Raw genomic sequence first — 20,743 nt, 5'->3', positions numbered from 1 at the left:
CGCGGACCGTGCGACCCTGCCCGGCGCGACTCGCGACCCCGAAGATGACCGCGTCACGAGTTTCGGGTGGGTATGCACGCGGGGCGGGCGCCGGAGAGCGTCCGCCCCGTTCTCCGTCCGGTCGCGCTCACCCGCGGATCGCGGCAACGGCCGCGACGATCGTCAGCACGACGAGCACGAGGCCCGTCACGCGGCGGACGACCTTCACGGGCAGGTAGCGGAGCAGGCCTTGGCCGCCCGCGACGGCGATGGCCGCGACAGCCCAGAGCGCGAGCGTCGATCCCAGGCCGACGCTGAACGGCGAGTGGTAGCGCGCGGCGAGGTCGGCCGTCAGCACCTGGGTGAGGTCGCCCCACTCAGCCAGGAACACGACGACGAACGCGGTGAGGACCATGCGGCGCGTCGTGGTCGCGCGCGCCATCTCCTCGGCCTCGCGCTCCTCGGTCTCCTCGGAGATCGCGAACGCGAGCACCGCGCCGATCCCGAACAACACGGCGACGACCGCGTCGACCGCCCGGTGCGGGAGGACCGAGAAGATCGCGACACCGACGCTGACGGCGATCGCGACGTGGACGACGAACGCGGCCGCCGCGCCGATCCACACAGGCAGCGCGCGGCCGCGTGAGCTGAGCACGAGCGACGCGAACATCGTCTTGTCGGGCAGCTCACCGACGAACACGAGCGGGAAGACGGCGGCGACGACGCCGAGGTGCACGGACCCGTGCTTCCCGTCAGCCGCCGTAGCTCATGCGGGTGTCCTCCATGCGGAGGACATCGGTGTCCTCGTCCTGCTGGAACGCGCTCGTCACGACCTCGCCGAGGAACAGGGTGTGGCGGCCGGCGTCGATCTCCTCGCGGACCTCGCACTCGACCACCGCGACCGCCTGGTCGAGCACCGGCGCGCCGGTCGCGCCGTCGTGGAACGGGAACCCGTTGAGCATGCACGCCTCGACGTCGACCTCGACGGGCTTGGTGAACTTGCGGACGATCGCCCGGTCCTCGCGGGCGAGGATGTTGAGCGCGAACACGCGCCCGGCCCTGACGAGCTCGTGCGTGAACGCGGCCTTCTCGATGCTGACGGCCACGAGCTTGGGATCGAAGCCGACCTGCGTCGCCCAGCTCAGCGTCATCGCGTTGCGCCGGTCGCCGTCGCGCGCACCGACGACGTACAGGCCGCTCGGCATCTTCCACAGCACGCGCCGCCGGAGCTTGTCGTACTCGGCGGGATCGACGCCTTCGGGGAAGGGGCCGACCGGACCTTCCTGGACGGGCATCGCGCGAGGGTAACGGCGTGACGGCGTCGCCCTGCTCCGAGACCGGACGGCGCGGCTTCCGGTTCGCACCGGCTCGCGACGGGGAACGGTGAGGATCGAGACGTTGCACCCGCGGACGGCACGCGTCGTCTCACCGGTGGTGACGCATGGACGAGATCGTGGCGGGCGTCGACGGCTCCGAGAGCTCGATCGCCGCGCTGCGCTGGGCGTCCCGCGAGGCACGGCGACGCGGGTGGGACCTGCGGGCCGTCCTCGCCACCGGTTCGTCGGACACGCACGGCGGCAACGCGGGCGAGCGCGTCGATCCGGACGACGCGCGAGACGAGATCGGCACGGACCTCGATCGCATCCTCCACGACGCGCTCGGCGACGACGCCCACGCGGTGCGCCCCGAGGTCGTCGCCGGTCGAGCTGCACCCGCGCTCCTCTAGGCGGCACGCGGGTCGGCGCTCCTCGTGCTCGGATCGCGCGGGCTGGCGAGTTCCGCGGTCTCCTGCTCGGCTCGGTCACCACGGCGTGCCTCGAGCACGCCGCGTGCCCGGTCGCGATCGTGCGCGAGGGTCACGAGGCCACCGACCCGGTGCGTCGCATCGTCGTCGCAGTCGACGGGGCCGCCGAGGCGACCGCGGCGCTGCAGTGGGCCTACGAGACCGCGACGCTGCACGACGCGTCGGTCGAGATCGTGGGCGCGTGGACGTTCCCGGTCGTCTCGTACGAACGCATGGCCGCCACGCCGCTGAACCCCGCGCCGTTCGAGGACGTCGCGCGCTCGGCGATCGAGAAGTCGATCGCACCCGCGGCGGCGACGACCGTCACCGACGTGAAGCGCACGGTCGCGTTCGGTTCACCCGCGGCGGTGATCCTCGGCGCCGCGCAGCACGCGCAGCGCGTCGTCCTGGGGTCACGTGGACTCGGCCCGTTCGCCGGCTGGGTGCTCGGCTCGGTCAGCCGTCAGGTCGCGCAACACGCGCCGTGCCCGGTGGGTCGTCACGCCGACGGCTCGCTGACCGGCGTCAGCATTTCGCCGGCGAGCCGTCAGGCGCTCATGTCGACGGCGTCGACGCGCACCGGCTCGATCGTCACGACGACGCGCGACTGGCCGGGCGGGTCGTGCTCACGGAGGTCGGCGCCGTACTTCGCGCCGACCTTGTCCGCGAACACGTAGTCGTCGCCCGGCTCGACCCGCGCGTCGCCGCGCAACTCGAGATACCGGTACGGGTCGGCGAGGTCGAGGATCAGGAGGCTGCACGCCGACGTGCGCGCGAGGTTCTTCGTCTTCTGGCGACTCGTGTTGAGCGAGATGCGGACCGAGCCGTCCTCAGCGAGGAACCACACCTCGGACACCTGGGGGCGCCCGTCCGGCCCCACCGTGGCGAGCGTCGCGACCTGCGCGTCGAGGAGGTACTCGTGCGTCTTCGGGATGGCCGTCATGGGTCGGTTCCTCACCGCTCGCATCCCGCACGACCACGAGCAGTGCCGGCCGGTTGCGAAGTCTCCCGAAGCGTGGCCGAGTGGTGCCGCGGGTCACCGGGCCACGCGGCACGCGGCGCCCCGCCCGCCCGTTGGACTCGGTGTGACGCGACTGCTCCGGATCTGGAAGCTGTGGTGTGCGATGCAGGACGACCTGCCGCAGTTCGGCGACGACGCCGAGTGAGCCACGCGACGCAAGGTCCGATCTCGGCATCCCCGGAGCTCGCCGGCGGATCAGGTGACGTAGAGCAGGCCGTCGCCGCCGGCCTGGACGGGAACCGTGGGCAGCGGACGGCGGGCGGGCCCTTGCAGCACCGCGCCGCTGCGCGCGTCGAACACGGCTCCGTGACACGGGCAGTGGAACCGACCGCTCGATGGCGCGTCGACCGTGCAGCCCTGGTGCGTGCACACTGCGCTGAACGCGACGAACTGACCGCTCGCCGGTTGCACGACGTACGCGGGTCCGCCTGTGCGCGGGTCGGTGAACGACGCCGCGCCACCGACGGGGACGGCGGACGCGGGGCCGATCGCGGTGCCGGCCGGATGCGGCGGCGCGGTTGCCGTCGTCGGGGGCGCGGCGGTGGGCGCGGGTGCCGGGGTCGTCGGGGACGACGACGTCGCGCCTCCGAGTCGCGGAACGGCGCGTGCCGCGTCGCGTGACGACGGTGCGAGCGCGCGGCCGAGTGCCGCGGTCACACCGCCGACGCCGAGTGCGACCGCGCCGACCCGCAACGCGACGGACGACTTCGCGAGGAACGTGCGCCGGTCGAGCTCTTCCGCGGTCGCCGGACGCAGGCGCGGCTGCGCGTCGAGGACGGGACACGCGCCTGGGTCGCATACCGCCATGTCACGCGCGCGACAACGGCCGTCGTCGTACTGACCGCACAACCGGCGCACCACGGCGAACTCGATCGCGACAGGGCCGGCGGCAGGCAACCGCATCTGACGGCGCGCCCGAGCCGCGAGCACGCCATCGAGCGCGAGCACGTCACCCGCGCCCGCGACGACGAGCGGCGTCCACGCGAACAGGAACACGATGTCGGGACCGAGGTAGTAGGGATGGGAGTGCCAGCTCGCGGTGAGTAGGAACGACAGCGAGAGCAGCATCCCGCCGACCGCCGCGATGCGCGTCCACAGCCCGAGCAGCGTGCCGATCCCGACCGCGAGCTCGCCGAGCGCGATCAGCAGTCCGACGACGAACGCGTGGTGACTCGCGAACGTGACGACGCCGTGGATCGGGCTCGTGCGCGCGTACGAGCGCATCTGCGCCTGCACCGACGAAGGCGACGACGAGTCGAAGTAGTTGTGGTCCGCGAGCTTCTGCAGCCCTGCGAACGTGAACGTCACACCGAGGAACGCCCGGAGCGGGAGGACCACCCAGCCCGGCATGGCGGGGAGCCGGCGCGCGTCGGGAACGGCACGTGAACCGCGGGACACGCGCACGAAACCTACGGAACTCCGGGTACGAGCGAGCCCAACGGAGCGCCAACGCAGGGCAAACCGCCACCACCCGTGACGACGCGCGCGCTCAGCTCCTCGGCGTCAGCGCGTCGAACACGGCAGCCGTCGCGAAGCCGAACGCGAGGTGCGGGACGACGTCGGACAGCCACCCGACCACACCCCAGTCGCTCGGGTGCGTCAGCCCTTCCACGACAGCACTCGCGTTGCCCGCGACCATCGCACCCGCAGCGAGCGTGAGGCCGGCGAACGGGATCCGCGCGAAGCCGCGACCGCGCGTCACGACCGCGTACGCGACGCCGACACCGACGCCCGTCGCCGTGCCGAGCAGCGCGCCGAGCGACTCACGTCGCGCGCCGCCTTGTGCAGTGTCGGGGTCGAATGCGTTGTCCAGCCCGGCGCGGGACGCGAACCGGCCCGCCATCTCCGACGGCATGTCGCTCCTCGGCCGGCCGCGCACGAGCATGTCGAGATACGTCGCCGTGTCGAGCGCCGCCTTCCCCGCGGTGCCCGCCAGCGCGCCGCGCGCGAGCGCCGAGCCGATGCCGTTTCGGTTCACGGCTCCTCCTGTCAGCGCGACGATGCGCGCGAGACGGCGCAGCGACCACCAGTTGCGCACGGCGAGCACCGGCTCGACGACGGGCGGCCGGACGATCGGCACGGGGCTCCGGACCGAGTCCTCGCGCATCGTCAGCCGGGTTCGGTCGCCCTCGAGCCGTCGCAAAGACAGCACGACACGCGCGAGGCCGGCGGGCCGGAACCGGACCTCGAGCTCGAGACGCCGCGGAGCGTCCATGTCGACGATCGACGTCGTGTCGTGCAGCTCGAGCGCGGGGAGACCAAGCGCGTGGTGGAAACGCGCGCGACGGGCCGGCCACGACGGATCGACGTCGCGGATCCGCCGTGTCCCGACGACCCACTGTGCGTACCGAGTCGGATCGATCAGCACGCGCCACACCTTCTCGGGCGGCGCGTCGATGTCGATCCGGTTCGTCGGCATGGCCCGCCCGTTCCCGCCGGGCCACCGGCACCAAACCTGAACGGAGCTCGCTCAGGCGTGCCGGCGGACGAACGACGCGAAGCCGGGCACGGTGAACGCCACGACGTTGTGGGCGGGCGCGTACACGATGCCCTTCTGCATCAGCCGGTCGCGCAGCGCCGACACGTCACGCGCGCGCTTGCCGAGCGCGCGCGCGACGTCACCCGAGCCGACCCGGTCGTCGCCCAGCCCGGCCATCGCGACGAGGTAGCCGCGCTCGGCCTCGCTCGCCTTCTCCCAGCGGATGCGGTAGAGGCCCTCCTCGAGCCGGCGCGTCGCGGGCTCGACCGCGGCCGCGACGTGCTCCGCGGTGATCACCGTCCCGGGCCGGTCCGACGGCGTCCCCGCGGCCTTCCACGTCTCCTCGCCGTAGAGCTGCGCGAAGTACGGGTACGACGCGATGTGACCGACGAGCGCGGTGATCGCGTCCGGCTCGTAGGTCACGTCGAACTCGGCGGCCGGGACGACGAGCGCCTCGGTGACGTCCCCGTCCGACAACCAGTCGACGCGGTCGAAGTACAGGCGCTCGGCATACGACCCGGCCGCCGCCATCGCGCTGGGAAGGTCGGGTAGGCCCGCGGCGACGAACGCGACCGGAAGGTCCTCGGACGCGTTCGCCGCGTGCAGCAGCGCCGAGAGGTCGCCGCGCGCGATGAGCTGCAGCTCGTCGAAGAGGAACACCGCACCGACGCCCGCGTCGGCCGCGGCCTCGCCGAGACGGACGAACAGCGCGTCGAGCGCGTCCTCCGGCAGGGCCGTGGTGCGCGTCCCGCCCGACCCGCGTAGGCCGAGTTGCACGGTCACGTCGCCGACGGTCGTCGACACGCTCGTCGACCCGATCACCTCGCGCAGCCACGCCAGCGCCCTCGCCAGCTTCGACCGCCCGAGCACGGCGTTGCCCTGGATGAGCACCGACGCGACCGACGCGCCGAGCCCGGCCTCGCGACGGACCTCGTGGTACCCGGCGAGCCAGCCGCGGTCGCGGAAGCGCTGGAGCGCGGCCTGCAGGAGGACGGTCTTGCCCATGCCCCGCAGCCCGCTCCACACGATGCTCTCGGCCGACCGTCGGCCCTCGAACTGGTTGGCGAGGTGGTCGATCATGGCGAGCTGGCGGGACCGACCGGCGAGCAGCGGCGGTTGCGTGCCGGCACCCGCGCAGTAGGGGTTGACCTTCGCCGTCCGGTCCGTGCGGGGCATGCTTCCTCGGTCCGTCGCTCGACACCGCCGAGTATAACGCTCTTGTTAGACTCTGCGAAGTCGAACGCCGGCCGAGCGAGAGGTCCCGCCGAGATGTCGCGGACTGCGGCCGATCGGGAAGGCTGGGGCGGTGGACGCCGTCGTCATCGGAGCCGGGCACAACGGGCTCGTCGCCGCGAACCTGCTCGCCGAGCGGGGCTGGCGGGTGGTGGTGCTCGAGGCCGAGCCGACACCGGGCGGCGCGGTCCGCTCGGCGGAGCTGATCGAGCCGGGCTTCGTCAACGACCGATGCAGCGCGTTCTACCCGATGGCCGTCGCCTCGCCGGTCATGCGATCGCTGCGCCTCGAGGAGCACGGCGTCCGGTGGCGCCACGCGCCGCTCGTGCTCGCGCACCCGACGCTCGACGCGTGCCCCACGCTCTCGCGTGATCTCGCGTGCACGGTGGCGTCGCTCGAGGCGACGCATCCCGGCGACGGCGAGGCGTGGGCCCGTCTGTACGGGCTCTGGGAGCGGTTGCGCGAGCCGTTGCTCGGTGCGCTGTTCCGTCCGTTCCCACCAGTACGCGCGTTGCCCCGTCTGCTGGCCCGTCCGCCGCGCGAGCTCGTCGAGCTGGCTCGGTTCGCGCTGCTCCCCGTCCGCCGTCTGGGGCAGGAGACGTTCGGCGGCGAACCGGCCCGCCATCTCCTCGCCGCCGCCGCGCTGCACGCCGACCTCGCGCCGGAATCCGCGATCTCGGGCTTCTTCGGCTTCCTCCTGTGCAGCCTCGGTCAGGAGCTCGGCTGGCCCGTTCCCGAGGGCGGCGCGCAACGCCTGACCGACGCGCTCGTCGCGCGGCTGCGGGCGCACGGCGGCGACGTCGTCTGCAACACGCGTGTCGAGCGCGTCGTCGTGCGCGACGGACGCGCCGTCGCGGTCCGTACCGCGGACGACGAGGTCGCGGCACGCCGCGCGGTCGTCGCCGACGTCGCCGCGCCCCACCTCTATCAGCGTCTCGTCGGTGAGGCGCACCTCCCGGCATGGCTCGTGCGCCAGCTCGAGAATTTCCAGTGGGACTCCGCGACCTTCAAGGTCGACTGGAACCTCGACGGACCGATCCCGTGGATGCAGCCGGAGGCTCGGCGAGCCGGAACCGTGCACATCGTCGACAGCGTGGACGCGCTGACGGTCGTCGCGAGCCAGCTGGTGCGCGGACTCGTGCCCGAGCGTCCGTTCCTCCTCCTCGGCCAGCAGAGCCTCGCGGACCCCACGCGCCATCCCCCCGGCAAGGAGACCGCGTGGGCGTACACGCACGTCCCGCAGGACGTGCGGGGCGACGCGGGCGGCACGATCACCGGACGCTGGGACCGCGACGAGGTCGAGACGTTCGCGGACCGGGTCGAGAACGAGATCGAGCGGCTGGCGCCCGGGTTCCGCTCGCTCGTGCGGGGCCGGCACGTGACGGCACCACCGAGCTTCGCCGACGAGGACGCGAACCTGGTCGGCGGGGCGATCGGCGGCGGCACGATGCAGCTCCACCAGCAGCTCGTGTTCCGACCGGTCCCGGGGTTCGGGCGGGCCGAGACCCCCGTGCGGGGCCTGTATCTCGGGTCCGCGTCGGCGCACCCGGGCGGGAGCGTGAACGGCGCACCCGGCGCCAACGCGGCACGGGCCGCGATCTGGGGCGCACGCCGCCAGGCCGTCCGGGGGTTGGTCACCCGGGGCGTCTGACGGCACCGGCCCCGTCACCGAATGCGCTGGCCAGGCATGCACCGGGCTCCGGGCGGGAACAGTGGTGCGGTGGGGGCGACGGGCACGGGGCTCCGTGGGGAACACCAGATGCACCATGCTGACGATGTCGGCGTGTGCGAGCGCTGCCAGCGTTGGCAACGGCGCAGGCACGCGTTCGTCCAACCCGGCGAGGACCGGCTGCGCGAGCTCTGCGCGACGCGCGGGTGCAGCGCGACGTGGGACGACGACGTCCGGGTCGTGCTGTCCGCGGTGCACGACGTCGCCGACCCGGACTGTCGCTGCCGTGCGTGCATGCACTGCGCCGACCCGTCGGCCGCGTTGCTCGAGCGGGCGGCCGACCGCGGTCACGTCGGACCGGTCGTGACGTCGCCGCACATGCGCGCGCCGTCGACCTGGAGCTGACGCCACCGAAATCCCCGGCCGCGTCACGGAGCGCGCACGGTAGCGTCCGCCACATGGTTCGTGTCGCGGCGCGACGTTCGCGCGCCGCCACGCGCGTGGGTGCGCTCGGTGCGGTGCTCCTCGCGGTCGTCGGCTGGTCGGCATCGACGCTGTTCGTGCGGGCCGCGCACGCGGACGCCGTCGTCTTCACGACGTGGCGTCTGTGGTTCGCGTTGCCGCCGCTGTACGCGCTCGTCGTGCTCCGCCGTCGGCGCGACACGACGAGCATCGTCGTCCCCCGCGGCGTCAGCCGATCGCGGTGGATCCTCGTCCTGGTGGGAGGGGGCGCGTTCTTCGCGTCGTCCGCCGCGACCGCGTTCGCCGCGATCGACCTCACGCGGCTGCTCGACGTCACGCTGATCACGTCGTTGCAACCGGTGATCGTCATGGCGTTCGCCGCTTCGTTCCTCGCGGAGCGCGTCACCGTCCGCCAGTACCTGATGGCGTCGGTCGCGATCGCGGGCACGATCGTCGTCGCGAGCGCCGCGTCGGGCAGCGGGACGTGGAGCCTCGCCGGCGATCTCGTCGCGGTGGTGAGCCTCGTGCTGAACGCGGGCTGGTTCCTCTACGGCCGAGCCGTGCGGGCCCGCTTCGCCGTCGACCCGATCGCGTTCATGCTCGGCGTCCTCGGGACGGCCGCGGTCCTGCTGACGCCCGTCGCGGTGATCACCGCGGGCGGGCTCGCGTTGCCCGCCGCGGCCGTCGGGTTCGCGGCGTGCACCATGACGACCGGGACGACCGCGCACTGCCTGATGGTGTGGGCCCACCGGTACGTGCCGGCATCGGTCTCCGCGCCCCTGCTCCTCGCCGAGCCTCCGCTCGTCGCGGTGGCCGCGTGGATGCTGTTCGGGGAGGCACTGGGCGCGGTCGAGATCGTCGGTTCGCTCGTGGTCGTGGCGGTCCTCGTCGCCATGGTGCGCGACCAGTCGCTCGAACGCGTCGAGCAGGAGACGCCCGACCCGCTCGCGCCCGCCTGATCAGAACGAGCTGGCTGGTCGCGCGCGGGGCTCCTCGGGCTGCTCGTCGTCCGGCTGCACACGCGGCGTGGGGCGCGCACTCCCCGCCAGGACGACGCTGAAGATCGGACGCGGCCCGTCGTGGTCGAGCACGATGCGCGCCCCCTGGGTCTCGGCGAGCGCGTAGGCGATGCTCATCCCGATGCCCTTGTGCCCGCCCTTGTGCACCGACGCGGGCTCGCGATGCTGGACCTGGCGCAGCGACGCCGCGCTCGTCCCGGGCCCCTCGTCGGCGACGTCGAGCGCGAGCCCGTCGCCCACACGTCGCGCCCGCACGCCCACGTCACCCGCGCCATGCTCGAGCGCGTTGGACACGAGCACGTCGAGGATCTGACGGATCGCGCCCTGCTCGGCGCGCACGTCGGGCAGACCCTCGTCGACGCGCATCTCCAGGTTGCGGCCCGCGGCGGCGAGCGGTGGGCCCCAGGTGCGCGCGATGTCGCCGAGGAGCGCGTCGACGTCGAGCCTCGTCGCGACACCCGCACCACGCGCGAGCGACAGGAGGTCCTCGATCGTCGCCTCGAGCCGGTCGATCTGCACGATCGCCTCGAGCAGCGTCTCGTCGTCGTCCGTGCCCTGCAACAGCGCGCCCTCGAGTTGCACGCGGAGGGCGGCGAGCGGCGTGCGCAACTGGTGGGACGCGTTGCGGCTGAACGTCCGCTCACGCACCAGCAGTTCCTCCAGACGCTGCGTGCTGTGCTCGAGCACCTCGGCGAGACGGTCGAGCTCCTCGATGCCCGCGCGCGCGAAGTGGACGGAGAAGTCGCCTTCGCCCACGCGTTGCGCAGCCGCGGCGAGCTCGTCGAGCGGTGCCGCGACGTGCCGCGCGCGCCGCCGCGCGACGACCATGCCGATCGCGATCGTGACGACCGCAAGGGCGCCCATCAGCAGCCAGGCCCGGTGGATGCGCCACTGCATCGCCGCGTCGGACGTCGCGGCGCGCATGACGGCGATCACGGTCGCGTCGTTCTCGATCGGGACCGCGCTGACGAGCTGCCCGCTTCCCGTCCGGTCGACGTCACGACCGTGCAACGCGCTCAGCACGGCACCGTCCGCGTGCAGCGGGCCCTCACCCGCGATGCGCACGCCGCTCGGGTCGTAGACGGCGAGCTTCACCCCGTGCGGCGCGCGCAGACGGATCGGCGCGTGGTGCGTGAGCACCGAGTCGGGGACCTGGCGCGTCGCCGCGGCGGCCTTGCGCTCCAGCTTGTCGAGCTCGCTGTCGTGGTACAGCCGCCGCACCGCGATCGCGAGCGGCGTGCCGAACAGGACCACGACCACGATCACGACTGAGACGATCGCGGTCGTGATGCGACGAGTCATGGCTCACTCGGCTGCGCCGTCCCGCCCTCCGGGCACGGCTCCGCCTCGTCACGCACAGTCGTCATGGCTCACTCGGCTGCGCCGTCCCGCCCTCCGGGCACGGCTCCGCCTCGTCACGCACAGTCGTCACTCGCTATCCGGCTCGACGTCGAGGCGGAAGCCGACTCCCCGGATCGTCGTGATCGACACGCGCGCGTCGCGCTCGGGCGAGGTGATCTTGCGGCGCAACGCCGAGATGTGCATGTCGAGCGTCTTCGTCGAGCCCCACCAGTTGTCGTCCCACACCTCGCGCATGATCCGCTCACGCGTGAGGAGCTGACCCGGCTCCGCGACGAGCAACGACAGCAGCTCGAACTCCTTGCGCCGCAGCTCGACCTCCTCGCCGTCGACGAACGCGCGGTGCGCGTCGAAGTCGAGCACGACGTTTCCCGCCGACGCGACCCGACGGGGCTCCCCGAGCGCGCTGACGTGCCGCAGGTGCGCGCGCACGCGCGCGAGAAGCTCCGCGAGGCGGAACGGCTTGCTCACGTAGTCGTTCGCGCCCGCGTCGAGGCCGACGACGACGTCTACCTCGTCCGTGCGCGCGGTGAGGATGACGATCGGCAGGCTCGGGTGGTCACGCCGCAGGCGACGGCACACGTCCACGCCGTCGGCGTCCGGGAGCCCGAGGTCGAGCAGCACGAGGTCGGGGGGCGACACGCCGCCGGCGGCGAGCGCGTCGGCCGCGGTCGACGCGACCGCGACCGCGTAGCCCTGGCTGCGCAACGCGCGCGCGAGCCCGTCCGCGATCGCGGTGTCGTCCTCGACGAGCAGGACCCGGCCCGCGTCGGTCGGCTGCGGTTCCTCGTGCATCCGGACCGTCATCTCCGATGATTGTGCCGGGTCCCGGGCCGGGGCGACACGTCACCCGTCTGCGACCGGCTCGCCGGTCCCGGCGGACCGAGGAGCATCTCGTCGTCCCGCTCGAGCAGCCGGGCCAGGCGGTGGAGCTTCATCGCGACCCGCCGCGACGGCCGCCCGCCCCGGCAGAACTCGGCCGCGGTGATGTGCACGGACGTCCCGCCGGGGATCTCGGTCAGCTCGTAGCGCGCCACGACACCGCTGCCGTCGATGCTGACGCGTACCTCCACACACCTCTCCGGCATCGCCGCGGACGTCGCGGGCGTCGTGTTCGTGGAGACCGCGGCGGAGCTCGTCGACACGTGGTAGACGACCGCGATCCGGCGGGCGAGGATCCGCCGCTCGACGCTCCAGCTGCGGACGTCGGGATCGAGCTCGCGCAGGAGCTGCACGCGCCCGACGGTGCCGCTCCACACCTTCCGCGCGCCGACGTCGAACACGCGCGTGAAGACCTCGGAGACCGGGGCGTCGACGACGATGGTCTGATCGCGCGTCTCTGCGACGCGCCCCAACGTCACGCCACCACCCGGTCACCGCGCGGCAACGGCGCGTACGCGAAAACGCGGTCCGGCCCGCGCGGTGCTGTCCGGGTGCTCTCGACGACGAACGTGACCACGAACGCGACGAGCAACAGGATCGGCGCGACGCGGGTGAGGACGAAGCGCAGATCGCCGTCGAGCGCGGCGCCCGTCGGCGTCTGTGGCATCTGGTAGATCGCGGCGAGGACGCCGGCTTGGATCGCGATGACCCACGTCGTCCACGAGCGATCGCGCGCGGCTGCCGTGGGGAGCACCCACAGCGAGTACCACGGGAGCACGTACGACCCGCCGAACAGGTATGCCGCGGTCGCGGAGCCGACGCTCCCGGACGCGTCACGCGAGGACGACCGCTTCATCGCGAGCACGACGGCCGCGACGGCGACGACGACCAGTGCCGCGACGGTGAGCGTCGACAGCGCCTGCGCGCGCGTCAGACCCGCGAGGAGGTGCCGGCCACCGGCGGCGGACACGAACCAGTGCAGCGAGGGGTTCCACGACGAGCCTCGGCTGACGCGATGGTCCGCACCCGACAGCGCGCCCAGGTTCGTCGCGACGACGGGCGCGTATGCCGCGGCGACGACGACCGCCGCGATCGACGAGAAGACCGTCGCGACGCGCGTCCCTTCGCGGCGCCACAGCCAGATCGCACCGCCGACGACCGCGAGCGCCGCGGTGAGCTTCACGGTCGCGGCCAGCGCGAGCGCGACGGCCGCGACACGAACGTGACCCGTCGCGAGCAACAGCGCGCCGACGAGGATGGCGAGACCGACGACCGCGTCGTTGTGCCCGTTGTTGACGACGCTGATCCACACGACGGGCTGCAGACCCAGCATCGCGACGACCGCGGGCCGGCGGTAGCGGCGCCAGAGCAGAACGAGCGCGGCGACGACCGCGCCGGCGGCGAGACCCTGGAACGCCAGCCGGGCACCGAGCGCCGAACCGCCGGCGAGCCACGTGACCGCGGCCGAGTACGCCGTGAACGTCGCGCCGTAGACGGACGGCGTGTGCCGCCATCCGGACGCGACCCGCGTCACGAACGGGTCATGTGGGAACGCGGCCGGCAACGTGACGTACGGATTGGCGTGGTGGACCGACGCGATCCGTCCGTACATCACGTACGACCAGATGTCGTGGGAGCCGCGCGGCGGAGCCACGACGGAGACGGCCAGCAGCGCGCCGACCGCGACGACCAAGGGTGCGAGGCCGAGGCGCGAGTCGCGGCCCTCGAGGACCGCGTACGCGACCGCCGCGAGCGTCGCCGCGACGACGAGGAACACCTGACCCGTCGGCGGGACGAGGGTCGGCGTCGCGATCGGGATGGCGGTCGCGACGACGCAACCCACGAGGAGGACCGTGCGCGGCGCCCTCGACCGCACGAGTTGCGGTGTGGAGGCCGTCACCCGCGGGACGGTACCGACGGGCCCGCAACGCCCCGGTCAATGACACGCCATCGGAGGGTAAATCGCCCAGGTGCGGCCGGGGTCACGGGTGGTGCGCGGCCGCCTTCGCCTGCGCGGCCCGCTCCGCCGCCGCGTGCGCGGCCGCGGCGTCGTACTTCTGCCGCTGCGCATCGACCTTGGCCTGGTGCGCGGCCTGCATCGCGGCGACCTGGGCGTCGTGCGCGGCGAGGCGAGCCTGCGCGGCGGCATTCGCCGCCGCCTGCTTCTGCGCCTGCTGCGCGAGCGACGCGGCAGCCGCCTGTTGCGCGGCATTGACGTCGTGCTGGTACGACTGCACGTCGGCGGTGAAGTTCGCGTCACTTCCGGGCGTGAAGATCGTGGTGACGTTGCCCGTCGCGTTGGGCGACCACGTCAAGGTGAGCGTCGTGCCGTCGAGCGTCCCGGTCCACGGCTCGGCGCCACTGCCGGGGTCGAGGCTCACGTCACTGCCGTGGAGCGAGCCGGTCACGTTCGTGCGCTGCCGGACGAGGTTCAGCGGGCTCGACGGCGTCGTCTCGGCGACGGTCATCGTCCCCGTGAGCGAGCTGCCGTTCGCGTGCCACGACAGCGACGCGACACCGGCGGGGAACCGTCCGATGAGCTGTGCGGGCATGCTCGTGGTCGACCCCGACGCGTGCGACGACCCGCCACCGCACCCGCCGAGCACGATCGCGCCGGCCGCGACCGCGGCCACGGCGATGCCGACACCCACCACGCGCCGCACCCGCCCGATCGCCCTCACCACGCCTGCCTCCTGACCCGCCCCCTGGGTAGCCGACGGCCACGGCATCCGACAACGCGTGCGACGCACCGTTGACCGAACATTTGCCGTCGCGCGCTCGGCTCGGCCGAGATGCGAGACTCGACGCCATGTCGACCGCCGTCCTCGTGCTCGTCGCGTTCCTCGCGAGCGCGGTCGAGATGGTGGAGGCGTTGACGATCGTGCTCGCCGTCGGCGTGACGCGTGGGTGGCGGTCCACGATGGTCGGCGTCGCCGGCGCGACGGGCGCGCTCGTGGTCGTCGTCGGCGCGCTCGGTCCCGCCCTCGTGCAGGTGCCGATCTCGACGTTGCGCGTCGTCGTCGGCGGACTGCTGCTCGTCTTCGGCTTGCAGTGGCTTCGCAAGGCCGTCCTGCGCGCCAGCGGCGTGCTCGCACTCCACGACGAGGCGGGGATCTACGAAACGGAGGTGCGCGAGGCGAGCGAAGCGGCGCGCCCGACCGGGGCGCTGGACGCCTACGCGGCCACCCTCGCGTTCAAGGGCGTGTTCCTCGAGGGCCTCGAGGTGGCGTTCATCGTGCTCACCGTCGGCGGGGCGCACGGCAGCGTCCTCACCGCGTCGGCCGGCGCGCTCCTCGCCCTGGTCGTCGTCGGCGGCGTCGGCGTGTGGTTGCACCGCCCGCTGACGCGCGTCCCCGAGAACTCGATGAAGTTCGTCGTCGGCGTCATGCTCACGAGCTTCGGCGTGTTCTGGTCCACCGAGGGCCTGGGCGGGCACTGGCCGGGCGGAGACGCGTCGCTCCTCCCGGTCATCGCCGTCGTCGCGCTGTTCGCGCTCGGCCTCGTCGGCGCGTTGCGCGGCCGCGGTGCCCGGAGCCGGATCGGTGGCGAGGTCGTGCCGTGACGAACGTCGCGCGGTTCCTGCGCTTCTGGTACGACTTCGTCGTCGGCGACGACTGGACGTCGGCGGTCGGCGTCGCCGTCGTGCTGATCGCCGGCGCGCTCGTGCCTCGCGACGCGACCGCGTGGGTCGTGCTCGTCGGGACGGCGATCGTCGTCACGCTGACCGTCTGGCGCGGCGCCGCCCGTCGGCGCGCCGCGCGCTAAGTGCGTTCGGCGGGATCGAGCTCGTCGCGCGTCCGCCACCATCCCCGCGCGTCACCCGCCGCCGCGACGGCGACGACCACGAGCGTCACGACCGCGACGATCACCGTGCTGCCGACGACGTCGGTCACGTGGTGCAGGCGGCTCGCGACGCGGCCCCAGTCCACCAAGCCCGCGAGCACGACGAACGGGACCGCGAGCCAGACGTCGACGAGCGCGACCGCGGCGACGAACGCCGCGGCGAGCAGCGCGTGGTCGGACGGGAAGCCGTTGTCGGCCGGGTGCGAGATGTACGGCTTCTTGTGCTCGACGACGAACGGTCGGGGATCGTGGTACACGGCCGACGCGATCCGCGCGACGACGAAGCTGATGCCGAAGATGAGAACGACCATGACGACGTACGACACGATGCGACGCCGTGACGCGCCGCGCAGCCGGTAGACGACGACACCGAGCGCGGCCACGCCGGCGATCGCGATCAGGTACTGCGCACAGAAGATGATGAACGACCGCACCGGCGCTCCCGAGGCGAGGTGACGAGGACGCGCACGGACGGTATACGCGCGCTGACCGGTGCGGTGTCATCGCGGGCGTCGGACGCCGAGAGGCCGGTTAACGTCGGCGGCGATGGAGTTCGCCGAGAGCGACGAGCGCACGATGCTGCGGCACGCGGTCCGCGACATCGCCGCGTCATACGGGCACGAGTACTACGCCCGCCAGGCGCGGACCGGCGGCCGCACGACCGAGCTCTGGGATGCGATCGCCGAGCCGGGGTTCCTCGGCGTCCACCTCCCCGAGCAGTACGGCGGAGGCGGCGGTGGCATGGGCGAGCTGCAGGTCGTCTGCGAGGAGGTCGCCGCGCAGGGCTGCCCGCTGCTTCTGATCCTCGTGTCGGCCGCGATCTCCGCCGAGCTGATCAAGAACTTCGGGAACGACGCGCAGAAGCAGCGATGGCTCCCGGACCTGGCGACCGGCACGAAGATGGTCTTCGCGATCACGGAACCGGACGCGGGGTCGAACAGTCACAACATCGCGACCACCGCCGTGCGCGACGGCGACGTGTACCGCGTGCGGGGGACCAAGACGTTCATCTCCGGCGTGGACGAGGCACCGTGGATGGTGGTCGTGGTCCGGACGAGCACCGACGAGGCGAGCGGCCGGGGCCGCCTGTCGCTGCTCGTCGTCGACACCGACGCGCCCGGGCTCGAGGCCACCGCGATCCCGGTCGAGATCGCGGCGCCCGAGAAGCAGTACCAGCTCTTCTTCGACGACGTCGAGGTGCCGGCCGATCGCCTGCTCGGGACCGAGGGCGACGGGCTGCGCCAGGTGTTCAGCGGTCTCAACCCCGAGCGGATCATGAGCGCGTCGATCTGCGTCGGCATCGGACGGTACGCGCTCGAGCGCGCGTCGCGGTACGCGAACGAGCGCCAGGTGTGGGGCGTGCCGATCGGCTGCCACCAGGGCATCGCGCACCCGCTGGCCGAGGCGAAGATCGAGGTGGAGCTCGCTCGCCTCATGACGATGAAGGCCGCGTGGGCGCACGACCACGAGCGCGACCGCGTCGTCGCGGGAGAGGCCGCGAACATGGCGAAGTTCGCCGCGGCAGAGGCGGGCCTGCACGCGCTCGACGCCGCCATCCAGACGCACGGCGGCAACGGGATGGCGACCGAGTACGGCCTCGCCGACCTCTGGGGCATGGTCCGACTGCTGCGCATCGCGCCCGTCAGCCGCGAGATGGTCCTGAACTTCGTCGCGAACCAGTCGCTCGGGTTGCCGAAGTCGTACTGAGCGCGGCTCGCGCCGCGTCAGGCGAACGCCATGCCGGCGAGCGCGCGCGACTCGAATCCGTCGGGCCCCATCGGCACGTCACCCGCGAGCGTGATGCGCTGCATCGAGCGTCGCTGACCCTTCGGCACGTCCGTCGGCACGAGGTGCGCGGTCGCGCGGTTGTCCCAGAAGGCGATGCTGTCCGGCTCCCACCGGAACCGGCACGTGAACTCGGGGTTCGTCATGTGCTCGTAGAGCATCGCGAGCAGATGACGGCTCTCCTGCCGTGACAGCTCCTGGACGTGGCTCGTGAAGTTCGGGTTCACGAACAGCGACCGCTCGCCCGTCTCGGGATGGACGCGCACGACGGGATGCACCGCGCGCAGGTCCTGGGACTGGAACTGCTGCTGCAGCTGCGGCGACAGCTCGCCGCGCGCGACGGGCAACGCGTTCTGGTGCACCGCGTGCAACGAATCGATCATCGTCTTGATCGGCTCCGACAACCGCTCGTACGCGACCGCGAGGTTGGTCCACTGCGTGTCGCCCCCGTACGGGGGGACGACCACACCGCGCAGGATCGACCCCATCGGCGGGTTCGGCACGAACGTGACGTCGGTGTGCCAGCGGCTCTCGATGCTGAGCGACGGAGGGCGTGGCAAGCCGTCGTCCGTCCCGGACGTGGGCGCCTTCTTCTCCTGCCTGGCGAACTGCTCGTTGTCGAGGAGGAGGATCTCGGGGTGGTCCGGGAACGCGGCGGGCAGCGTCGGGTGCGCGGGCGTCACGTCACCGAAGCGGCGACCGAACGCGATGTGCTGTTCTTGCGTGAGGTGCTGATCCCGGAAGAACACGACCTTCCACCGCAGCAGGGTCGCACGGATCGACGCGACCACCTCGTCGTCGAGCGGCTGCGTCAGGTCGACGCCGACGATCTCGGCGCCGATGTTCCCGGCGAGCGGGCGCACGTCGAACCCAACGCTCACGGGCCCCGTGCCGTGGTGGTCCGGAACCTTCGCGCTCATGTCATCCTCCCGCTTCCTGACGGACCGTCATCTTCGCACGCGAGGAGGGACAGGCGTCCCCGAGCGACCTTTGGGAGACGAGCGGGGCCCAGGACCGCTCGTCTCCCGGAGGTCGGGGTTCGCGCGCGGGTACGGTCGTGCGATGCGGCGCGGCGCCGTCCTCGTGCTCCTCGCGCTCGCGTTCGCGGCGGCGGCCTGCGGCGGTGGGAGCGGTGAGCACCGGACGGCGCGGACCAGCACGTCGGCGACCACCACGACGACGACCGCGTCCACGAGCACGACGACGACCGCACCGGCGACGACGGCCAATCGCGCGCCCTCGACGACGACGCGCACGAACCCCGCGCCGGCCGCGTCCGGGTCGCTCGCCGGGAAGACGATCGCGATCGACCCCGGCCACAACGGTGCGAACGGCGCGCACGCGGCGGAGATCGCGAGACCGATCTTCATCGGCACACAGACGCGCGCGTGCGACAACACCGGGACCGAGACGCCCGACGGTTACACCGAGTCCGCGTACAACCTCGACGTCGCCCTCCGCCTGCGCGACGTCCTCGTCGCGCGCGGCGCGCACGTCGTGATGACGCGCACCACGAACGACGGCTGGGGACCGTGCATCGACACACGCGCGGCGATCGGCAACCAGGCCCACGCGGACGCCGCGATCTCGATCCACGCGGACGGCGGGCCGCCGAACGGCCGCGGCTTCCACGTCAACACGCCCGCGCTGATCCCCGGCTACACCGACGACATCTACGCGGCGTCGAAGCGGCTGGGGGTCGACCTGCGCGACGCGTTCGTCGCCACCGGGATGCCGACGAGCACGTACCTCGGTTCGAACGGGCTCGTCGAGCGACGGGACTTCGGCGGGCTCAACCTGTCGAACGTCCCGAAGGTGCTCTTCGAGACGGGCAACATGCGCAACGCGACCGACGCCGCGCTGCTCGAGGACCCCGCGTTCCGCCAACGCGAGGCCGTCGCGCTCGCGGACGGCTTCGCGGCGTTCGTGGCCGGTCGCTGACCCGCGGCGCACCCGCGCAAAGATGCGGCACTGACGTACGGATTCCGTACGTCAGTGCCGCATCTCGCGCGTGGCTACTGCTGCGCGATCAGCTGGTGGAGCGCGTCGAGCGTCGAGCTACCGTACGCGACGGACGGCTCGATGTAGGTGTTCTCGACGAACTCGTTCCAGCTGATCCCGAACCACGCGTCGGGCCGGCTCTGACGGTTGACCTGCCACAGCTTCTGCAGCGTGCTGGTCCCGTCGCGCGGCGTGCACGCGGCATGCCCGTTCAAGGCGGCGTCGAAGCCGGGAGCGAACGGCGCGAACCAGAGCTTGCCCGCCGCGTGGACCTGCGACGCGAGGTTCCGCAGCTGCGTCCCCGAACGCGGGTTGTCGTACGGGTTCTGCGACGACCAGTACCAGCTCGCGCCCGCGAAGTAGCGGCCGTCACGTGACCACGTGGAGTCGGTGTCGTCGCTGATGAGCAGGAGACGGGTCCCGACCGCGCCGGCGACGTCGCTGACCTGGCTCCCCGTGTACTTGCGGCTGTCGAGGATCATGACGAGCGGGCGCGGGGAGAAGTCGTTCGCGAACGCGGGGTCGCTGCCGTAGCGGTTCGCGAAGTACGTCAGGTCGTTCACGAGCGCGGGCGACGCACGGTGGTAGTCGCCGAACGCGGACATGCCGAGCGCGAGGTTGAAGTGCTGCGCGTGCGTCGCGTTGTACGCGTCGACGCGCTTCACGAGCAGGTCGAGACGCGAGTCGTACCCCGACGCCGACGGCGACTGCTGTGCGGCGCCCGTTCCCTGCCAGGCGACGACGAACCCGCGGATGCCGGCGGCCGCGGCCATCGCGATGTGCCGGTCGAACGTCGCCGGGTCGCCCTGGTCGTAGAGACCCTCGGCGGGGACGTCGACGATCGAGGCGCCCGGGTACCGGACGGTCGCGGTGCAGCCGTTCGCGCCCATCGCGCCGGGCAGCGGGAGCGGGTTCGCGCCGATCGGGTACGCCGCGCCGAGCTTGTCCCTCCAGTGCTGCGCGGTCCACCAGAGGTAGTAGTGCACGTACACGGGCGGACCGGCCGCCGCGCGACTCGTCCCCTGCAGGAGTGGCACCGTCGCGCGCGGTGTCGGTGGCGAGGATGCCCGCGGGCGGGCCGAGGGGTGGCTCCCCATGCAGGACGCGAGCGCGACCGCGGCGGCAACCGCGACGACGACACGTCGGGCGTGCGAGGTCATGCGATCCCCTTCGATCATGGTGGGCGCAGATCGGGGTGGATCGGCACGGCGAGCCCCTGCCCTACCGA

General features: G+C 72.6%; 23 protein-coding genes and 1 pseudogene. 10 read left to right on the top strand and 14 right to left on the bottom strand.

Going from position 1 to position 20,743, the window contains the following annotated elements; genetic code table 11:
• Window positions 1-127: 127 nt before the first annotated feature.
• On the bottom strand, window positions 128-715 hold the full coding sequence (locus VFC33_18365) for a TMEM165/GDT1 family protein (protein ID HZR15205.1): 588 nt from the start codon (window positions 713-715) through the stop codon (window positions 128-130).
• A gap of 16 nt (window positions 716-731) precedes the next feature.
• Complete coding sequence (locus VFC33_18360) at window positions 732-1,274, bottom strand: flavin reductase family protein (GenBank protein HZR15204.1); 543 nt, start codon at window positions 1,272-1,274, stop codon at window positions 732-734.
• Between the two features lie 146 nt (window positions 1,275-1,420).
• On the opposite strand from VFC33_18360, the gene VFC33_18355 reads away from it, so the two are divergent.
• Complete coding sequence (locus VFC33_18355; protein HZR15203.1) at window positions 1,421-1,705, top strand: universal stress protein; 285 nt, start codon at window positions 1,421-1,423, stop codon at window positions 1,703-1,705.
• 119 nt (window positions 1,706-1,824) lie between these two features.
• Window positions 1,825-2,244: pseudogene (locus VFC33_18350) on the top strand (universal stress protein).
• Window positions 2,245-2,309: 65 nt separating this feature from the next.
• On the opposite strand, the gene VFC33_18345 reads toward VFC33_18350, so the two are convergent.
• Complete coding sequence (locus tag VFC33_18345; protein ID HZR15202.1) at window positions 2,310-2,705, bottom strand: PPOX class F420-dependent oxidoreductase; 396 nt, start codon at window positions 2,703-2,705, stop codon at window positions 2,310-2,312.
• On the opposite strand from VFC33_18345, the gene VFC33_18340 reads away from it, so the two are divergent.
• The gene (locus tag VFC33_18340) at window positions 2,704-2,928 is read left to right on the top strand and encodes a hypothetical protein (protein ID HZR15201.1); all 225 of its coding nucleotides are present in this window, start codon (window positions 2,704-2,706) and stop codon (window positions 2,926-2,928) included. The genes VFC33_18345 and VFC33_18340 overlap by 2 nt on opposite strands.
• A gap of 50 nt (window positions 2,929-2,978) precedes the next feature.
• Here VFC33_18340 and VFC33_18335 read toward each other — a convergent pair whose 3' ends face one another.
• The 3 genes from VFC33_18335 to VFC33_18325 all read right to left on the bottom strand — a co-directional run bounded on the left by VFC33_18335 (window position 2,979) and on the right by VFC33_18325 (window position 6,438).
• Window positions 2,979-4,181, bottom strand: coding sequence for a Rieske 2Fe-2S domain-containing protein (locus tag VFC33_18335; protein ID HZR15200.1), 1,203 nt, complete (start codon window positions 4,179-4,181; stop codon window positions 2,979-2,981).
• A gap of 91 nt (window positions 4,182-4,272) precedes the next feature.
• Window positions 4,273-5,202: an SRPBCC family protein gene (locus VFC33_18330; protein ID HZR15199.1), complete on the bottom strand. Its 930-nt coding sequence runs from the start codon at window positions 5,200-5,202 to the stop codon at window positions 4,273-4,275.
• Window positions 5,203-5,253: 51 nt separating this feature from the next.
• On the bottom strand, window positions 5,254-6,438 hold the full coding sequence (locus VFC33_18325) for an ATP-binding protein (GenBank protein HZR15198.1): 1,185 nt from the start codon (window positions 6,436-6,438) through the stop codon (window positions 5,254-5,256).
• Window positions 6,439-6,568: 130 nt separating this feature from the next.
• On the opposite strand from VFC33_18325, the gene VFC33_18320 reads away from it, so the two are divergent.
• The 3 genes from VFC33_18320 to VFC33_18310 all read left to right on the top strand — a co-directional run bounded on the left by VFC33_18320 (window position 6,569) and on the right by VFC33_18310 (window position 9,585).
• The gene (locus VFC33_18320; GenBank protein HZR15197.1) at window positions 6,569-8,146 is read left to right on the top strand and encodes an NAD(P)/FAD-dependent oxidoreductase; all 1,578 of its coding nucleotides are present in this window, start codon (window positions 6,569-6,571) and stop codon (window positions 8,144-8,146) included.
• A gap of 132 nt (window positions 8,147-8,278) precedes the next feature.
• Window positions 8,279-8,569 (top strand): hypothetical protein, encoded by a 291-nt coding sequence (locus VFC33_18315; GenBank protein HZR15196.1) that lies wholly within the window; start codon window positions 8,279-8,281, stop codon window positions 8,567-8,569.
• 53 nt (window positions 8,570-8,622) lie between these two features.
• Window positions 8,623-9,585, top strand: a complete 963-nt coding sequence (locus VFC33_18310) for a DMT family transporter (protein ID HZR15195.1) — start codon at window positions 8,623-8,625, stop codon at window positions 9,583-9,585.
• On the opposite strand, the gene VFC33_18305 is transcribed toward VFC33_18310, so the two are convergent.
• The 5 genes from VFC33_18305 to VFC33_18285 all read right to left on the bottom strand — a co-directional run bounded on the left by VFC33_18305 (window position 9,586) and on the right by VFC33_18285 (window position 14,570).
• A complete protein-coding gene (locus VFC33_18305) occupies window positions 9,586-10,947 on the bottom strand; it encodes a HAMP domain-containing sensor histidine kinase (GenBank protein HZR15194.1) in 1,362 nt (453 codons plus the stop codon).
• Window positions 10,948-11,073: 126 nt separating this feature from the next.
• Complete coding sequence (locus VFC33_18300; GenBank protein HZR15193.1) at window positions 11,074-11,811, bottom strand: response regulator transcription factor; 738 nt, start codon at window positions 11,809-11,811, stop codon at window positions 11,074-11,076.
• Window positions 11,808-12,365, bottom strand: a complete 558-nt coding sequence (locus VFC33_18295) for a hypothetical protein (protein ID HZR15192.1) — start codon at window positions 12,363-12,365, stop codon at window positions 11,808-11,810. The genes VFC33_18300 and VFC33_18295 overlap by 4 nt, the downstream gene beginning before the upstream one ends.
• Entirely contained in the window at window positions 12,362-13,786 is a 1,425-nt protein-coding gene (locus VFC33_18290) for a glycosyltransferase 87 family protein (protein HZR15191.1), read from the bottom strand. Before VFC33_18290 ends, VFC33_18295 begins: the two co-directional genes overlap by 4 nt.
• A gap of 82 nt (window positions 13,787-13,868) precedes the next feature.
• The gene (locus VFC33_18285) at window positions 13,869-14,570 is read right to left on the bottom strand and encodes a hypothetical protein (protein HZR15190.1); all 702 of its coding nucleotides are present in this window, start codon (window positions 14,568-14,570) and stop codon (window positions 13,869-13,871) included.
• Window positions 14,571-14,695: 125 nt separating this feature from the next.
• Between VFC33_18285 and VFC33_18280 the strand changes: the two genes are divergently transcribed.
• Both VFC33_18280 and VFC33_18275 read left to right on the top strand, forming a co-directional pair.
• Window positions 14,696-15,448 (top strand): hypothetical protein, encoded by a 753-nt coding sequence (locus VFC33_18280; GenBank protein ID HZR15189.1) that lies wholly within the window; start codon window positions 14,696-14,698, stop codon window positions 15,446-15,448.
• Entirely contained in the window at window positions 15,445-15,651 is a 207-nt protein-coding gene (locus VFC33_18275; protein HZR15188.1) for a hypothetical protein, read from the top strand. Before VFC33_18280 ends, VFC33_18275 begins: the two co-directional genes overlap by 4 nt.
• Here VFC33_18275 and VFC33_18270 read toward each other — a convergent pair.
• Window positions 15,648-16,163 (bottom strand): phosphatase PAP2 family protein, encoded by a 516-nt coding sequence (locus VFC33_18270; protein HZR15187.1) that lies wholly within the window; start codon window positions 16,161-16,163, stop codon window positions 15,648-15,650. The genes VFC33_18275 and VFC33_18270 overlap by 4 nt on opposite strands.
• Window positions 16,164-16,275: 112 nt before the next feature.
• On the opposite strand from VFC33_18270, the gene VFC33_18265 reads away from it, so the two are divergent.
• The gene (locus tag VFC33_18265; protein HZR15186.1) at window positions 16,276-17,436 is read left to right on the top strand and encodes an acyl-CoA dehydrogenase; all 1,161 of its coding nucleotides are present in this window, start codon (window positions 16,276-16,278) and stop codon (window positions 17,434-17,436) included.
• A gap of 17 nt (window positions 17,437-17,453) precedes the next feature.
• Here VFC33_18265 and VFC33_18260 read toward each other — a convergent pair whose 3' ends face one another.
• On the bottom strand, window positions 17,454-18,434 hold the full coding sequence (locus VFC33_18260; GenBank protein ID HZR15185.1) for a TauD/TfdA family dioxygenase: 981 nt from the start codon (window positions 18,432-18,434) through the stop codon (window positions 17,454-17,456).
• Window positions 18,435-18,576: 142 nt separating this feature from the next.
• Between VFC33_18260 and VFC33_18255 the strand changes: the two genes are divergently transcribed.
• Window positions 18,577-19,455 (top strand): N-acetylmuramoyl-L-alanine amidase, encoded by an 879-nt coding sequence (locus VFC33_18255; GenBank protein HZR15184.1) that lies wholly within the window; start codon window positions 18,577-18,579, stop codon window positions 19,453-19,455.
• 74 nt (window positions 19,456-19,529) lie between these two features.
• Here the strand turns inward: VFC33_18255 and VFC33_18250 are convergent, their stop codons facing one another.
• A complete protein-coding gene (locus VFC33_18250) occupies window positions 19,530-20,675 on the bottom strand; it encodes a hypothetical protein (protein HZR15183.1) in 1,146 nt (381 codons plus the stop codon).
• Window positions 20,676-20,743 lie beyond the last annotated feature (68 nt).

The organism is Acidimicrobiia bacterium (assembly GCA_035651955.1).
Lineage (GTDB): Bacteria > Actinomycetota > Acidimicrobiia > IMCC26256 > JAMXLJ01 > JAMXLJ01.
Note: the sequence above shows the minus strand (reverse complement) of the source record. Positions and strands in the feature narration are given on the sequence as shown.

Excerpts from the sequence above, each read along its gene's own strand:
- VFC33_18360 (HZR15204.1), bottom strand. The coding sequence starts at position 1,274 with ATGCCCGTCCAGGAAGGTCCGGTCGGCCCCTTCCCCGAAGGCGTCGAT.
- VFC33_18355 (HZR15203.1), top strand. The coding sequence starts at position 1,421 with ATGGACGAGATCGTGGCGGGCGTCGACGGCTCCGAGAGCTCGATCGCC.
- VFC33_18340 (HZR15201.1), top strand. The coding sequence starts at position 2,704 with ATGGGTCGGTTCCTCACCGCTCGCATCCCGCACGACCACGAGCAGTGC.
- VFC33_18345 (HZR15202.1), bottom strand. The coding sequence starts at position 2,705 with ATGACGGCCATCCCGAAGACGCACGAGTACCTCCTCGACGCGCAGGTC.
- VFC33_18330 (HZR15199.1), bottom strand. The coding sequence starts at position 5,202 with ATGCCGACGAACCGGATCGACATCGACGCGCCGCCCGAGAAGGTGTGG.
- VFC33_18325 (HZR15198.1), bottom strand. The coding sequence starts at position 6,438 with ATGCCCCGCACGGACCGGACGGCGAAGGTCAACCCCTACTGCGCGGGT.
- VFC33_18310 (HZR15195.1), top strand. The coding sequence starts at position 8,623 with ATGGTTCGTGTCGCGGCGCGACGTTCGCGCGCCGCCACGCGCGTGGGT.
- VFC33_18305 (HZR15194.1), bottom strand. The coding sequence starts at position 10,947 with ATGACTCGTCGCATCACGACCGCGATCGTCTCAGTCGTGATCGTGGTC.
- VFC33_18300 (HZR15193.1), bottom strand. The coding sequence starts at position 11,811 with ATGACGGTCCGGATGCACGAGGAACCGCAGCCGACCGACGCGGGCCGG.
- VFC33_18280 (HZR15189.1), top strand. The coding sequence starts at position 14,696 with ATGTCGACCGCCGTCCTCGTGCTCGTCGCGTTCCTCGCGAGCGCGGTC.
- VFC33_18265 (HZR15186.1), top strand. The coding sequence starts at position 16,276 with ATGGAGTTCGCCGAGAGCGACGAGCGCACGATGCTGCGGCACGCGGTC.
- VFC33_18260 (HZR15185.1), bottom strand. The coding sequence starts at position 18,434 with ATGAGCGCGAAGGTTCCGGACCACCACGGCACGGGGCCCGTGAGCGTT.
- VFC33_18255 (HZR15184.1), top strand. The coding sequence starts at position 18,577 with ATGCGGCGCGGCGCCGTCCTCGTGCTCCTCGCGCTCGCGTTCGCGGCG.
- VFC33_18250 (HZR15183.1), bottom strand. The coding sequence starts at position 20,675 with ATGACCTCGCACGCCCGACGTGTCGTCGTCGCGGTTGCCGCCGCGGTC.